The sequence below is a fragment of the Pseudoalteromonas sp. 13-15 genome, assembly GCF_001468205.2.
GTDB classification, from domain to species: Bacteria; Pseudomonadota; Gammaproteobacteria; order Enterobacterales; family Alteromonadaceae; genus Pseudoalteromonas; species Pseudoalteromonas marina.
Genome location: NZ_CP019162.1, coordinates 2,228,419 through 2,243,686, shown reverse-complemented (window position 1 = coordinate 2,243,686; position 15,268 = coordinate 2,228,419). Strand labels below are relative to the sequence as shown.

At 39.9% G+C, this 15,268-nt stretch carries 11 protein-coding genes; 9 read left to right on the top strand and 2 right to left on the bottom strand.

The window, feature by feature from the left end; all coding sequences use genetic code 11:
• Window positions 1-25 precede the first annotated feature (25 nt).
• The 7 genes from ATS72_RS10385 (at window position 26) to ATS72_RS10355 (ending at window position 10,896) form a co-directional block, all read left to right on the top strand.
• Entirely contained in the window at window positions 26-415 is a 390-nt protein-coding gene (locus tag ATS72_RS10385) for an acyl-CoA thioesterase (protein WP_006791310.1), read from the top strand.
• A 224-nt stretch (window positions 416-639) separates the two neighbouring features.
• Window positions 640-1,605, top strand: coding sequence for an aldose epimerase family protein (locus ATS72_RS10380; protein ID WP_058429996.1), 966 nt, complete (start codon window positions 640-642; stop codon window positions 1,603-1,605).
• A gap of 212 nt (window positions 1,606-1,817) precedes the next feature.
• Window positions 1,818-4,598, top strand: a complete 2,781-nt coding sequence (locus ATS72_RS10375; RefSeq protein WP_010557670.1) for a TonB-dependent receptor — start codon at window positions 1,818-1,820, stop codon at window positions 4,596-4,598.
• Between the two features lie 80 nt (window positions 4,599-4,678).
• On the top strand, window positions 4,679-6,220 hold the full coding sequence (locus ATS72_RS10370) for a tryptophan halogenase family protein (RefSeq protein ID WP_058429997.1): 1,542 nt from the start codon (window positions 4,679-4,681) through the stop codon (window positions 6,218-6,220).
• A gap of 22 nt (window positions 6,221-6,242) precedes the next feature.
• Window positions 6,243-6,992, top strand: a complete 750-nt coding sequence (locus tag ATS72_RS10365) for a SapC family protein (RefSeq protein WP_058429998.1) — start codon at window positions 6,243-6,245, stop codon at window positions 6,990-6,992.
• Between the two features lie 2 nt (window positions 6,993-6,994).
• A complete protein-coding gene (locus ATS72_RS10360) occupies window positions 6,995-8,458 on the top strand; it encodes an SLC5 family protein (protein WP_058429999.1) in 1,464 nt (487 codons plus the stop codon).
• Window positions 8,459-8,763: 305 nt separating this feature from the next.
• Window positions 8,764-10,896, top strand: a complete 2,133-nt coding sequence (locus tag ATS72_RS10355; protein WP_058430000.1) for an alpha-galactosidase — start codon at window positions 8,764-8,766, stop codon at window positions 10,894-10,896.
• 63 nt (window positions 10,897-10,959) lie between these two features.
• Here ATS72_RS10355 and ATS72_RS10350 read toward each other — a convergent pair whose 3' ends face one another.
• The gene (locus ATS72_RS10350; RefSeq protein WP_010557675.1) at window positions 10,960-11,661 is read right to left on the bottom strand and encodes a FadR/GntR family transcriptional regulator; all 702 of its coding nucleotides are present in this window, start codon (window positions 11,659-11,661) and stop codon (window positions 10,960-10,962) included.
• A 204-nt stretch (window positions 11,662-11,865) separates the two neighbouring features.
• On the opposite strand from ATS72_RS10350, the gene ATS72_RS10345 reads away from it, so the two are divergent.
• Both ATS72_RS10345 and ATS72_RS10340 read left to right on the top strand, forming a co-directional pair.
• Window positions 11,866-12,624, top strand: a complete 759-nt coding sequence (locus ATS72_RS10345; protein ID WP_008127054.1) for an SDR family NAD(P)-dependent oxidoreductase — start codon at window positions 11,866-11,868, stop codon at window positions 12,622-12,624.
• 3 nt (window positions 12,625-12,627) lie between these two features.
• Complete coding sequence (locus ATS72_RS10340) at window positions 12,628-13,572, top strand: 2-dehydro-3-deoxygalactonokinase (RefSeq protein ID WP_010557677.1); 945 nt, start codon at window positions 12,628-12,630, stop codon at window positions 13,570-13,572.
• 79 nt (window positions 13,573-13,651) lie between these two features.
• Here the strand turns inward: ATS72_RS10340 and glpD are convergent, their stop codons facing one another.
• The gene (gene glpD, locus ATS72_RS10335) at window positions 13,652-15,139 is read right to left on the bottom strand and encodes a glycerol-3-phosphate dehydrogenase (RefSeq protein ID WP_058430001.1); all 1,488 of its coding nucleotides are present in this window, start codon (window positions 15,137-15,139) and stop codon (window positions 13,652-13,654) included.
• Window positions 15,140-15,268 lie beyond the last annotated feature (129 nt).

The following is a 15,268-nucleotide window of genomic DNA, read 5'->3' as shown; positions in this document are numbered from 1 at the left end:
TTTGTATAATTATTTTTGGATTAATATGTTTATTGAAAAAGTGATACCGCGCTTTAGCGAAACAGATGCACTCGGACACATCAACAATACCGTACTCCCCGTGTGGTTTGAAGCCGCTCGCGTCCCTATTTTTAAATTTTTTACGCCAGACTTAAACCCACATGACTGGAAACTAATCATTGCCAAAATAGAAGTGTCGTTTGTGGGGGAGTTATTTTACGGCCACGAGATCACGATTAAAACGTCTGTAGATCACATAGGAAAAAGCTCTTTTGTACTCAAGCAAGAGGCATTTCAGCATGATAAATGCTGTGCAATTGGAAAGGTTGTAATGGTCAGATATAACTTTGCTGAAAGAGCTAAGCAAGCTTTGAGCACTGAAGAAAAAGCAGCACTTGAGAAGCATATGGCTTAATTTACAAACCGATACTGCGGTGCTACGCACATTTCAACTTAGCCAATTATAAAAAGGTAGTCAGTATTAACGTTAAATAAATAGCGCAATTGTAAATTTTATTAAAAAATTTAACGTTTTTTAATTGAGTTACCAATATGAGTTATATACTATTTATAATATATATAGCTGCCTTATCTAACTAATATAGTTTTCTAGGTAACTTTTGAGGAATGTGCGTGACGATGACAACCATTGATGAACCAATGCGGGTTATACAGCTTAGTGACTCTAAGAATCTAACTGCCGAAATATTGCCATTTGGTGCAATAATTAAAAGCATTAAATTTAAAAACCAAGAAATGACGCTTAGCGTCGACGATCCTCAGTACTATCTTGAAAACCCATTTTATTTTGGCGCTACAGTAGGTCGATACGCTAATCGTATCGCTGAAGGGCGTTTTAACTTATCTGGCTCGCAGTATCAACTGGAAGCAAATAACGGCCCTAATAGCCTACACGGCGGAGTTAAAGGCTTTAATAAAGTACTTTGGCAAGTAACCAAACAAACCGACAGTGAGGTTGAGCTTTATTATTGCTCAGTGGATGGCGAAGAGGGTTTTCCTGGAGAGTTAAAAGTATGGCAAACCATTACTGCAGAAAATGGGCAGCTTCTACTTAAGTTTAAAGCGACTTGCAATAAAGAAACTCTCGTTAACTTCACTAACCATTGCTATTTTAATCTTGAGAGCAGCGACACTATTGAGAACCATTTACTTCAGGTAAATGCGACCCACTATTTACCCATTGATGAGGACAGCATCCCATTGGACGGGCCTGCCCCCGTTGCAAATAGCTGCTTTGATTTTACTAAGCCAAAATTAGTTAAAGATGCATTAACGCAAAGTCACACCCAATTAGATGCAGCTAATGGTTTAGATCACTGTTATGTATTTGAAAACGAGGACAGCCTTCATACCATGGCTACTTTAACGTCGCAGCAAACCGGTATTAATTTAACACTCAAAAGCACTCAGCCAGGCATGCAGTTATACACAGCAAACTTTGTTGGTGCTCCTTTTAAGCCGCGACAAGCACTGTGCCTTGAAGCGCAAAATTGGCCTGATGCGCCAAATCGCGAAAATTATCCTAAAGCTAATTTATTGCCTGATGAAGAATATAATCAGGTTATTATTTATGCATTTTCGTAATTAAACTCAACACCTTAATTTGATTTTAATGTTAATTAAAAGAAAACAAAAAGAAAATCAATAGTAATGAAGTGATACGTATTATTAAGGAAAAGGTTGCACTTTTGCTTTGTTTAAAGTATTTATAATATAAATAGTATTTGAAATAATTTTGAAGCTATTCAATCAACATAACGACAAAATAACTACACACAATCAGGAGTTTTTAAAAAATGATAATTAACAATAAGTTATCGTTCAACAAGAAAACCGCACTCAGTTTAGCTATCGCTGGTGTACTGGCAAGCGGCCATGTTGCAGCTCAAGAGGCAGAGGGAGCTACAGCAGAAAAAGATATCGAAGTCATTGAAGTACGCGGCTTAATAAGTAGCCTTAAGCGTTCTTTTTCTGATAAGAAAGAAGCGCTCATCGTTTCTGATGGTATTTCGGCGGAAGATCTTGGTAAATTTCCTGATCAAAACGTAGCAGAGTCACTACAACGTATTACAGGTGTTGCTATTGACCGAAGCGGTGGTGAAGGTCAGCTTATATCTGTGCGTGGTTTTGGCCCTCAGTTTAACCTGGTTACTGTTAATGGCCGTCAAATGGCGTCGGAAAGAGCTGGCCGTGAGTTTAGCTTCGACACACTTGCTTCAGAGCTAATTTCAGGTGCAGATATCTACAAAACATCAAATGCTGCTAATCAAGAAGGTGGTATTGGTTCATACATTAATTTAAATACAGCTAAGCCTTTTGATTTGGACGGTTTCAAAGCTGTGGGTAATGTAAAAGCAACTTACGACAGCTTATCTGAAAGCACAACCCCTGCATTTTCAGGTCTCATAAGTGACACCTTTATGGAAGATAAATTAGGCGTACTAGCCTCTTTATCAGTACAAAAGCGTGATGCACAAATTAACCAAGCTGATACACGTGGCTTTTACCGTGTCGATCGTATCCAAACAAATGACTTTGATGCTGCTGCAGGTACAGGTAAAGAAGCATTTAATGTATGGGTACCACGTAATTTAGATTTAACATCAAACGTTGAAGACCGCACACGCACAAGTGGTACACTGGTATTTCAATACGCTGCTAGCGATGATCTAACTTTAACGTTTGACGGTATTTATTCAAAATTTGAAGTTGAGTCTCAAGTAAGTAACTATGCAAACTGGTTTACTCCAGGTAACTTCCGTGATTTTCAGGTAGATCCATCAACAGAAACAGTAACTTATTGGTCACACAATGCGTTTGACGATCCAAATGGTGGTGGTTCAGGTGCAACTGACTTTGTTCAACAAGGTTTAGACCGCAATGTTAAAATTCAATCTTTTGGCTTTAATGCTGATTGGAAATTAACAGATCAATTAAAAGTAGATATTGATATTTCTACTTCTAAAGCTGAAGATTTAAGTGGCGATCAAAGTCGTGTTTTCACCGTAATGGGTTACGCAAACGGTTATACATATGACTTCACTGGTGGTGGTGATTTACCGGGGTTATCTTCTGATGGAATTAACGGCCCATTCACTCAAGCAGACTCAAGTAAACTTCGTGCTCACTACGTAGAGCGTGGAGGTGATGAACGAACTGATGAAATCACAGAAATGCGTGCAGATTTCACCTATACACCAAATAGCGAAACGTTTACTCAATTACGCTACGGTGTGTATACACAAGATAGAACAAAAGAAGCTAAAGTATTCCAATCGCCAAGCTTACCAAATTGTTTCTACTGTGGTTACGGTCTAGATGTTCCAGATGACTTAGCATATCTAGTTACACCAAATGGTTGGTTTAATGGTATTCCATCATCATTCTTTGGTTACAACGTAGATGATTACTTATCGTACCTAGAATCTGATGCCGCTATTTCTGGTCAGTCAGCCAACCGCGGTGATGATGCAGATGCAAATATTGCAGCGTTTGCAGCGTTAAATGGTTATACGCCGGTTGAGTTAGGTACAAGTTTTGAAATAGAAGAAGAAATATTTTCTGCTTATGCTGACTTTGTATTCCAAGGTGATTTAGGTGATATACCATGGACTGTAAATGTTGGTGTTCGCTACAGTGAAACTACAACTACAGCATCGGGTAACCAGGCTACATTAGTTGATATTGCTCAAAACCCACTAGACGGTACAATCCTTGACCAAGTTTACATTGAAGATGCAAACGGCCAACGAGCTTCTGTTCCAATTACGCTTAAAAACTCTTACACCAACTTACTTCCTAGCTTAAACGCTAAGTTTGAAGTTGAAGATGATATGTTGTTACGTTTTGCTTACTCAGAAACGATTACTCGTCCGACATTAGAAGCAATGCGTCCAGTTACAAATATAGGCACAACCCGTCCAGATATTTTACTGGCGAGCGGTGGTAACCCTAATTTGACTCCATTCCTATCAACAAACTGGGATATGTCATACGAGTGGTACTATGATGATGCAAGCGCCGTATCTTTTGGTATTTTCAGCAAAGATGTTGAAGGCTTTATCACAGTAACACCGGCTACAGAGTCTTTCTCTTTAGCAAGTGGAAGCTATGATTTTGAAGTAAGTCGTCCACGTAATGGTGCGACTGCACAAGTTGAAGGTCTAGAAATGGCCTGGACTCATACGTTTGAAAATGGTTTTGGTTTCCAAGCAAATGCAACTATTGTTAATAGTGATAGTGAAGATGGCTTTCAGTTAGAAGGATTAGGTGATTCACAAAACTTAATTGGTTTCTATGAAAAAGACGGTTTCCAAGCTCGTATTGCTTACAATAACCGTGAATCGTTTTTACAAACTCTTCGTAACGGTGATACTGGTGAGCCTGAGTACGTAGATACTTATGGACAGTGGGATATTAGCGCCAGTTATGACATAAACGACAACCTTACAGTTATTCTTGAAGGTATCAATATTACTGATGAGTACACGTCTAAACACGGTAGCTTAGCAAGTCACTTTACTGAACAAGTTCGTTCAGGTTCTCGCTATGCACTAGGTATTCGAGGCTCGTTCTAGTCAGGTTATGATGTAAGTTTAAAGGGGGGATTTACCCCCTTTTTTCTTAAAGTTTAACATGCAATGAAAAGGTAAACGCTTTGTCTGGTGTTATTAATCGAATTATTGTCCTGGGTGGTGGTACAGCAGGGTGGATAACTGCAGGCATTCTTGCAAAGAAACACGCTAGCAATCTATCCAACCAAGGCATTAAAGTTACCCTAATTGAATCGCCTGAAATTTCAGTAGTTGGCGTTGGTGAGGGGACATGGCCAACGATGCGTAAAACATTATCGCAGTTGGGAATTTCAGAAACGCAATTTATGCGTGAATGCGGAGCTACTTTCAAACAAGCTAGTAAGTTTGTTAACTGGGTAAATGCAAAAGATGATGTCTATTATCACCCGTTTACAGAACCACAAGGGTTTAATAAAGTTGATCCAGCACCTTACTGGCAGTCTGTAGTTGAGCCTACTTGCTCGTTTTCTGAAGCCGTCAGCTTTCAGCAATATTTATGTGAACAGGGTTTAGCCCCGAAAACTATTGCGAATAAAGAGTACGAAGTGATAGCTAATTATGGCTACCATTTAGATGCGGCAAAGTTTATCGCTTTATTACGAAAGCACTGTATTAGTGAACTTGGTGTTGAGCACATTAGCGATACCGTTGATCGTATTGAGCAAGCTCCATGTGGTGATATCAGTTGTTTACAGACCAAAGAACATGGCGCACAACTAGCTGACTTATTTGTAGACTGCTCAGGTATGCGAAGTTTGTTGCTTGGTGAAACTCTAAAAGTTCCGTTTGTTCCATGCGATGATGTTTTTTTAGCTGATACGGCCATAGCCACTCAAGTTCCTTATATCAATGAAAATGACCCTATTGCTTGTCATACTATTTCAACAGCTCAAGAGGCGGGTTGGATATGGGATATTGGCTTACAAGAACGTCGTGGTGTTGGTTATGTGTATTCGAGTAAACATTGTTCAGAAGAACAAGCTCGCAAAACACTTGCGAATTACATTGGCTTGGAAGAGGTAAAAACAGCTAAAAAAATAAATTTCAAACCAGGGCATCGAAAAATTTTCTGGAAGAATAATTGTGTTGCTGTTGGCTTAGCTGCAGGTTTTTTAGAACCACTAGAGGCATCAGCGCTCATGCTTATTGAAGCGTCTGCAAATTATATCGCGGATCAATTGCCTCCAAATAAAGAATTGATGCCTATTACTGCAAAACGTTTTAATGCGATCATGTTGAAAAAGTGGCGCGGTGTAATTGATTTTCTTAAGTTGCATTATGCTTTGAGTGAGCGTACTGAACCGTTTTGGCTTGAGCATCGCGATACACAGAGTATTCCTAACTCTTTGCAAGAGTTATTGTCTATTTGGCGTTATAGCTCCCCAAGCGAGTATGACTTTACTGATAATGTAGAAGCATTTAGTGCTGCTAGCTATCAGTACATCTTATATGGTGTTGGGTTTAAGTCTGACTTTAGTCAAATGGAACATATTTATAATCAAGGTGAGTTAGCAAAAAAACAGCTACAGATGACAAAAATACGTATAGATCAGCTGAAATATAATTTGCCCACTCACAGAGATCTTATTAATAAAGTAAATTCATTGGGTTTTGCAAAACTGTAATTCCCTTTGATGAGAGATAAACATGTCTAACTATGTACTACTTGATCCTGCAAAACATCAGGATATAAAAATAAAACCACATAGCAATTTCGGCTTTTCAAAAAATCAGCACCACGCATCATTAGTTGTTCATGAGTTTGGCGCAGCTGCGAGTAGCTTTCCTGTTGTTTATATGAAAGAGCCAACTCAAGGGCAATTTCGCGCTGTCGGATTGCTTGGTTTAGTCGCTGGCCATAATGTGTTCTTCACAGAACAAGAGTGGCTAGCAGTTCATGTTCCTTCAGCGTTTTTAAGAGCCCCGTTTGAGTTAGGGCCAGATCCAGAAAAAGATAAAACACTCACTGTTTACATAAATGAACAAAGCGACTATGTGAATAATTCACAGGGCGAAGCTTTATTTCAAAATGGCGAATCGAGCCAATTTTTGCATCAAGTTCAAGATAAAATGAGTGAGTACTATCAGCAGGAACAGGTTTCACATGAATTTACCCAAAAGTTACTCTCTTTGAGCTTACTTAAAGAAATAGAATTGGTTATTAATTTTAGTGATGGAAAGAAAACACGAGTAAAAGGCATCTACACAATTGACGAAGAAGCCCTAAGAAAACTGCCAGACACTGATATTGTTGAGCTTAATAAACAAAATTACTTATTACCTATCCATGCAATGTTATCGTCGCTAGTTCAAGTTAACCGCTTAATTAAACACCATAACCATTGCTCAGAAAATACGATATTAGGTGTGCAAATGCGCGCTAATGCAGGAGAGTAAAAATGTCTGATAGTATGATCCAAGTGTTAGTTTTTGCTATTGTAACGGGCCTAATTGGTTTATTTACATACTTAAAATGCCGCGATCAGGGGCGTAGTGAGCAAACTCAAAATAAAGAATATTTTTTAGCAGGAGGCGGTTTAACTTGGATATTTGTTGCAGGCTCAATCACGCTTACTAATTTAAGTACAGACCAGTTGGTTGGCATGAATGGGAACCAAATGGCTTTATTAGTTTGGTGGGAGCTTGCGGCGATTATAGGTCTAATATTATTGGCTAAAGTGTTTATTCCTGTTTATTACAAATATAACTGCACAACAACCACTGAGTTATTAGAAAAGCGCTACAACAATAAGCATATCCGTGCCGTTATTGGTAGTTTGTTTTTTACAGGAAATGCACTCATTTACATGCCTGCGGTTATTTACTCGGGTTCGCTATTTATGCAAACCATGTTTAAAGTTGATATACCATTAATGTACATAGCAACCGCTTTTGCTATTGTAGGCGCCATTTATGCCTTTTTTGGTGGGCTACGTGCAGTTGCGGTGTCAGATACATACAACGGGCTACTCGTGCTAGGTATGGCAATACTAGTCGTGTTCTTAGCGCTTAACGCAATTGATTACGACTTTAGCGGTATCCCACAAGAGCGCTTAACGTTAATTGGCGGTCCTGATTCGCCTATCCCTTGGCCAACGCTACTGACTGGTATGATATTCATTCAGATGTTTTACTGGGGAACTAATCAAACGATTACACAGCGCGCTATGGCAGCACCTAATGTCAAAGAGGCGCAAAAAGGGATATTTGCGGCAGCAGGTATTCGCCTTTTGATTGTTCCGGCAATCGTGGTGCTACCTGGTATTATTTCTTACAAGTTGTATGGCGATATTGGTGATGCCGCATACGGACGAATTGTTGGCGATGTAATGCCTACATGGTTAACAGGTGTGTTTGCCGCAGCAATGGCCGCAGCAGTGCTTTCAACTTATAACAGTTTACTAAACTCATCTACGGCATTATATGTGTGTGATATTCACGAAGCATATTTTAATAAAGAACCAAGTGTTGTAAAGCTAAGTGGTTATGTCACATTATTATTAACTAGTTTGACGCTGGTGCTTGTACCTATTTACCAGCAAGCTGACAGCATTATTAACTTACTACAGCAGCTAAACGGCTTACTAAGTATGCCTATATTCTCAATTTTTGTGGTTGGCTTGTTGTTTAAAAATGTAGATGCACGAGCGGGTATTGCCGCTGTAATTTTAGGTGTTGTTATGTATGGCATGCTGACATTTGAAAGCTCACCGCTTCACACTACTATTCACTATATTCATTTAATGCCAGTGACGTTGTTTGTCTGTGTGGCATTTGCATTAACTGTGAATAAAGTCGTGTTTGGATTAAACGCGCAATGGGCGGGTAAATCTTCAGCAATTGACGACACAGTAAAACAATAAACGTTAATTAATCGACGTTAATATAATCGGCCAAAGTATAGCTTTGGCCGATTTTTTATTTTAAACAATGTGATTATCACTATAGTTAACCATCAAATGAAACCTAAGTGGTATATCCAGTGGTTTTATCTCAGTATTTGCGATAGAAAAACTATTAAAACTAAATTTATATGATATATACTATTATTAGTGTTCGCCATCTATCAGATTGTGCCTGAACACTTTAGAGATCGCGTTAACGCCTATCGCTAACATCATCTCGGTATATTAATAACTCACACAATGAATAAGAGGATAGGAAAATCATGGCCAACACTAAATCATTTTATCGATTAGACAGTGTAAACAGCACCGTTATTTTCAACTGCCAAAGTAAAACACCTGCGTTACTGTATTTTGGTAAACGCCTATCAGAGCAAACAACTGAGTTGATGCTTGCTCAGCTTGCTACCCGTCAAGAGGTAAAATGTGCCTCAGTTGAAGAAGCGCCTATTTCTCTTTCTCCACTTTTAGGTGAGGGCTTTACTGGTGCACCTGGCCTTGAGCTTGTAAACGACTCTTTTGCTTGGTCTGTAGGGCCGAAGTTAAAAGAGGTTCGTCAGCCATCATCATCAATGCTTGAGTTTGTAAGTGAAGATACATTACGTGGAATTGAAGTCGTTCATAGTATTACGCTTGATTACAATACCAATGTGTTAAGCGCGCATACGGTATTAACTAATTTAAGTGATTCACCACTAAGCGTTAATTTTTGTGCAGCACCCACATTTCAGCTACCCGATAGCGTTAACAAAATTATAAGTTTTGAAGGGCGGTGGTCAAACGAATTTCAACGTCAATCTGTCGATTTGGTGTTAGGCAGCTTTGTACGCGAAAATCGTAAAGGTAAAACATCGCACGACGTATTCCCTGGTTTATTAGTTCATAGCGAAGGCGCAGGCGAGCAACACGGTGAGTGCTATGGCTTTCATTTAGGATGGAGTGGTAACAACAAGTTACGCGCTGAACTACTACCAGAAGGGCGCCGTTATGTGCAAATGGGTGAGTTATTATTACCGGGCGAGCTAACCCTTGCTAAAGGCCAAACGTATCAAAGTCCACGTATTTATGGCTCGTTTTCGAGCGATGGCTTTAGCGCGCTTTCGCGTAATTTTCATCAGTTTGTTAAGGCTAATTTACTTAGCCAAGCACAGCGTGAAAAAACACGCCCGGTGCATTACAACACGTGGGAAGGTATTTATTTTGACCACGATGTAGATACGCTTAAGCAGTTAGCCGATAAAGTAGCACCATTAGGTATTGAGCGTTTTGTTCTGGACGATGGTTGGTTTAAAGGTCGCCGCGGTGATTTTGCAGGCTTAGGTGATTGGACAGTTGATTACGAAATTTACCCAGATGGTCTATCGCCAGTCATTGATCATGTAAATAGCTTAGGTATGGAATTTGGTATTTGGTTTGAACCAGAAATGGTTAACCCAGATAGCGACTTATACCGCGCTCACCCTGATTGGGTCTTAGGCTCAGAAAATAACGAGCAACTGAGCTTTAGAAACCAACTTGTGCTTGATTTAACGCGCACTGAGGTGGTTGAATATTTATACAAAGCCATTGACGATATTTTGGTTGAGTACCCAAAAATTAAGTATATTAAATGGGATATGAACCGCGATATTAACCATGCGGGTAATTTTGATGGTAAGCCTGCGGTACATCAGCAAACACTGGCACTTTATCGCTTAATCGATCGCATTAAAGCGGCGCATCCAGGCCTTGAAATAGAAAGCTGTTCGTCAGGTGGTGCACGTGTAGATTATGGTGTGCTTGCACACACAGACCGTGTATGGACGTCAGATTCTAACGATGCGCTTGACCGTCTTGAAATTCAACGTGGTTGTTCGTTCTTCTTCCCATCGTCGGTTATGGGTGCACACGTAGGCCCACGTGATTGTCATATTACAGGGCGTAATGTGAGCATTGAAATGCGTGCTGCGGTATCCATGTTTGGCCACATGGGAATTGAAATGGATCCACGTGAGCTGACCGATCATGAATACAATGCGCTTAAAGCGGCTATTGCGCTGCACAAAGAGCACCGTGAATTTATTCATGCTGCCGATTTGTACCGCCTCGATAGCGACGATTTATCTATTAATTTTGGTTTAATCGACGAGCAAAAATCAAAAGCGTTATTTGCGTATAACAGCGTGCGCGAAACACCGCGTACCGCGCCTAATAAGCTTCGTTTTGCTGGTTTAGATGCAGATACACAGTACACACTTAATTTAGTGTGGCCTATTAAATTTGAAGAATACCGCCCTTCGTCTATTACCGCCGTTAACGGGCAAACCTTTACGGGGGAAGCATTAATGGAGTTTGGCCTACAAATGCCAATTTCATTCCCGCAAACATCACTTATTTTTGAGCTTAGCAAAGCTTAAAATATAATAAGCAGTAAAAAGGGAGCTAAGTAGCTCCCTTTTTTAAAGATATTTTTTTAGTCATCAATCGAGTTTAGATTCGATGAGCTCTAGCGCTTCTTCTAAAATTGTTTCGACCGCTTTTTTAGCGCGCTCGGGATTCCCAGATTTTATTGTGTCTAAAATATCAGCGTGCTTAGTTACGTCAGCGCCTGGTACACCTTTAATATGGTTAGTGTAACGAATACTAACTCTAAGAGCTGTACTAATAAATTCAGTCAGCTGTACAAAAAATCGGTTGTTGCTGGCTACTAAAATACTGGTATGGAAGGCGATGTCGGCTTCTAACGGATCGTCTAACCCTTCATCGGCATCAGCCATGCGCGCAAGTGCGTTATCAATTTCTGCAAGCTGCTCTGGCGTAGCGCTTATTGCAGCTAACGCGGCTGCTTGTGGTTCAAGTGCAACACGTACTTGGGTAAATTCTTTTAATAATGATAGTGACGGTTTGCTGCTTAAAATCCAACGAAGTACGTCGGTATCAAACATATTCCAACTGCTTTCTGGTAATACACGAATACCTTGCTTTGGACGCGATGAAATAAGCCCTTTAGCAGAGAGCATTTTTACTGCCTCGCGCGTTGCACTGCGGCTTACATTGTACTTAATGCATAAATCAGCTTCCGATGGTAATCCTTCGCTTACAGGATACACGCCCCGCACTATTGCAAACCCTAAATCATGGGTTAGTTGGTGAGTTAAATTTTGGCGAGGTTGAGTTTTCATCGTGCGAATTTCCGAGTTCATTATTGCTTAATTATATATCATATATCATATATCATATTAATGTACGTAAGGATATGGTATAAACTTTTAAATCGCTAATTATTTTAACACAGCAATAACAACTTGGTTTGGCTCTTTTTCTCTAAGTAATCGTTTTTAAAGGGTTTAAGTTGAACTGAAAACATGCTGCAAGGAAATTTAATTTTGAACACTCAAGCTCAATATCACAGTCTTTCTGGCAAGGTTATTTTTATCACTGGTGGTGCGTCAGGCATTGGCAGAGCCATGGTTGAGTCGTTTGTTAAACAGCAAGCCAAAGTAGCATTTATTGATATAGATGATGAAGCGGCGCAAGCACTCATTAGCGATTTACCCGATGCTAATTTATGGTACAGGCAAGTTGATGTCACTGATTCGAACGCTTTGCAAAAGTCACTGGTCGATGCGTGTGCTGCCCTTGGTAGCGTAAATGTACTTGTAAATAATGTGGCAAACGACCGTCGTCAAGCCAGTGAAGACGTGACGGTTAAAGATTGGGACCAGTGTTTACAAATTAATTTAAATCCTGCTTTTTTTGCCTCTCAAGTGGCTATGTCGTTTATGCAGCAAGAAGGTGCTGGCAGTATTATTAATTTTAGCTCTATCAATGCCATTATGGGCCAACCGCAAATGGCAGGTTATGTAACCGCCAAAGCGGGTTTAATAGGTATGACCAAAGCACTCGCTCGTGACTATGGTGAGTTTGGTATTCGCGTTAATGCCATATTACCAGGCTGGGTTGCAACCGAGCGTCAATTAGCAAGCTGGTTCACTGAAGAAGAGCAAGTAAAATGGATGGAAGCTATGGCGCTTAAAAAATTAGTAACGCCAGACGACGTCGCTAATTTAGCGCTTTTCTTAGCCGCCGATGAAAGCAGTATGATCACCGGGCAAGGCATTAAAATTGACGGTGGGAGACTTTAAAGTTTGACTACTTCAACTTTGTTTATAGCCGTTGACTGGGGCACAAGTCACTTACGTGCTTACTTGTGTAAAGTAGGTGAGGGCAGTGAGTTAACGTTAATTGATCAATGTGACGGGCCTGGCGTTGTAAAAGTAAATCAACATTTTCAACAAACACTGATTCACGCAATTACACCTTGGACAGCGCAATATGGTGTACTACCTATTTATATTGCAGGCCAAATTACGTCAACGATTGGTTGGCATGAAACCCCTTATCTAGAGTGCCCAATTAACCCTGAAGGCTTGCTTGATGCTGCTGTTAGCTTTGAATGTGAAGGGCACACCATTAATGCCTTACCAGGCACAAAATGCACGTTACAAAACACGCTAATTGATGTCATGCGAGGTGAAGAATTACAAATACTGGGTTTTTTAAAACAAAACGAGCAGTATCAAACGGGTAAAATTTTACTGTGTTTACCTGGAACGCATACCAAGTGGGTACTAATTAACAATGGTAAAATAATATGTTTTAAAACCGCTATGACCGGTGAGTTATACGACCTGTTATGTCATCAAAGCGTATTAATTCCTGATGATTGCGCTGAAGGTGAATTTGATTGGCAAGCGTTTGAACAAGGCTGCGATTTAACTTTGGGCAGTGATAGCGGTAACTTAGCGCATGGCATTTTTAGTGTAAGAACACGCCAATTGTCCAAAGAACTAACCCCAGTTCAAGCTAAAGCATACCTATCGGGCGTACTAATAGGCAGTGATGTACGCGCAGCACGTTATGCAAGTGAATGGCAGCTACTCAGCAACACACAGGTTGTGGTTATTGGTACTAAGCAACTTAACACGTGTTTTACCAAGGCGCTTACAAAAATAGGGGTACAGTGTAGTGAGTTTGATATTAAATCGGCAACGCTTAGTGGGTTTAACTATTTATACCAGTCGGCTGAATAGTTAATAATAAAAACCCCTTTATAGCTTGTTAACCATAAAGGGGGAAACGGGAAATAGTGATAATGAAACAGCTTATTAATCAGCGTGTTTCAATATAATTATTTAAAACTGTAATCTGCTCATCGCTAAAACGTAAACCCAGTTTACTGCGACGCCATAAAATGTTGTAAGCATTACCAGCCCACTCTTGTTTTAGTAAGTAATCAACTTCAGCAGCAAATAAGCCATGGCCAAAGTCATGTCCTAAATCACTGAGTTGTGTGGCATTACCTAAAATAATTTTTGTACGTGTGCCATACGTACGCACAAAACGCTTCAACGTCACTTCTGGTAGCCAGTTGTATAAAGATTTAAGCTCTTGAGTCAGTGCTTCAACATTATCAAAGTCGCCACCAGGTAATGCGCTGTGTTTAGTCCATGCTTTACCCATTTGCGGATAAAAGTCTCCTAACTTATCAACAGCGGCTTCTGCCAGTTTACGGTAAGTGGTAATTTTTCCACCAAATACGCTTAATAATGGAGTGTGTTTACTCTCACTTGAAAGCTCTAGCTTGTAGTCTCGTGTTACGGCTTGCGCATTAATAGACTCGTCATCTAGTAGCGGGCGTACACCCGAAAAAGTATGAACTATGTCTTCGCGTTTAATGTGATTTTTAAAGTAGCTGTTAGTAATATCGATTAAGTAATCGATTTCTTCATCACTAATTTTAACATCTTGAGCTGCGCCGTTATGCTCTACATCGGTGGTGCCAACTAACGAATAGTCATCTTCAAATGGAATAACAAATACAATTCTTTGATCTTTATTTTGTAAAATATAGGCTTCTTTTTCATCGTGAATGCGAGGCACTACAATATGGCTGCCTTTTACAAGGCGAATATTTTGTGGTGATTTTTCAATTAGCGCTTCATCAAATAATTTTGCAACCCACGGACCAGCTGCATTAACAATGCCTTTAGCCGATACAGTGTATTTACTTTTAGTATTTTGTTGCTCAAGCGTTACCTGCCATTTATTTTGCTCACGTTTAGCGTTTACACATTTGGTTTGTGTAGCAATGGTAGCGCCTTTTTCTTGTGCAGAAAGGGCATTTAAAATAACTAAACGAGAGTCATCAACCCATCCATCTGAGTATTCAAAACCTTTTACAATAGATGGCTCTAGCACGCTATTTTCGCCAAATTTAATACCTCGAGAACCAGCCAGTGTTTCGCGCTTGGCTAGGTTGTCGTACATAAACAAGCCAATGCGGATCATCCATGCAGGGCGTAAATGCGACTGATGTGGTAATCTAAAAGTAAGTGGCCACATAATATGAGGGGCATTTTTAAGCAGTACTTCTCGTTCAGCTAAAGCTTCTTTTACTAATCTAAATTCATAATGCTCAAGGTAACGTAAACCACCGTGGATTAACTTAGAACTATTTGACGATGTCGCACAAGCAAGGTCCGATTGTTCACACAAAAGTACCTTTAAACCTCTGCCAGCTGCATCAGCTGCTATTCCTGTGCCGTTTACACCACCACCGACGACGAGTAGGTCGTATTCGTTATCTGCTAATTCCACTGTGAGCTAACCTTTTTATTTGTAATATAAATAAGACATATATCATCATAAAGCGACCGTCAGTGTTTGACAATAGCTAACCGTGCTTTTTGATTTTAAATTTTTTAGCCTGATCTTTTTAAAATCAAA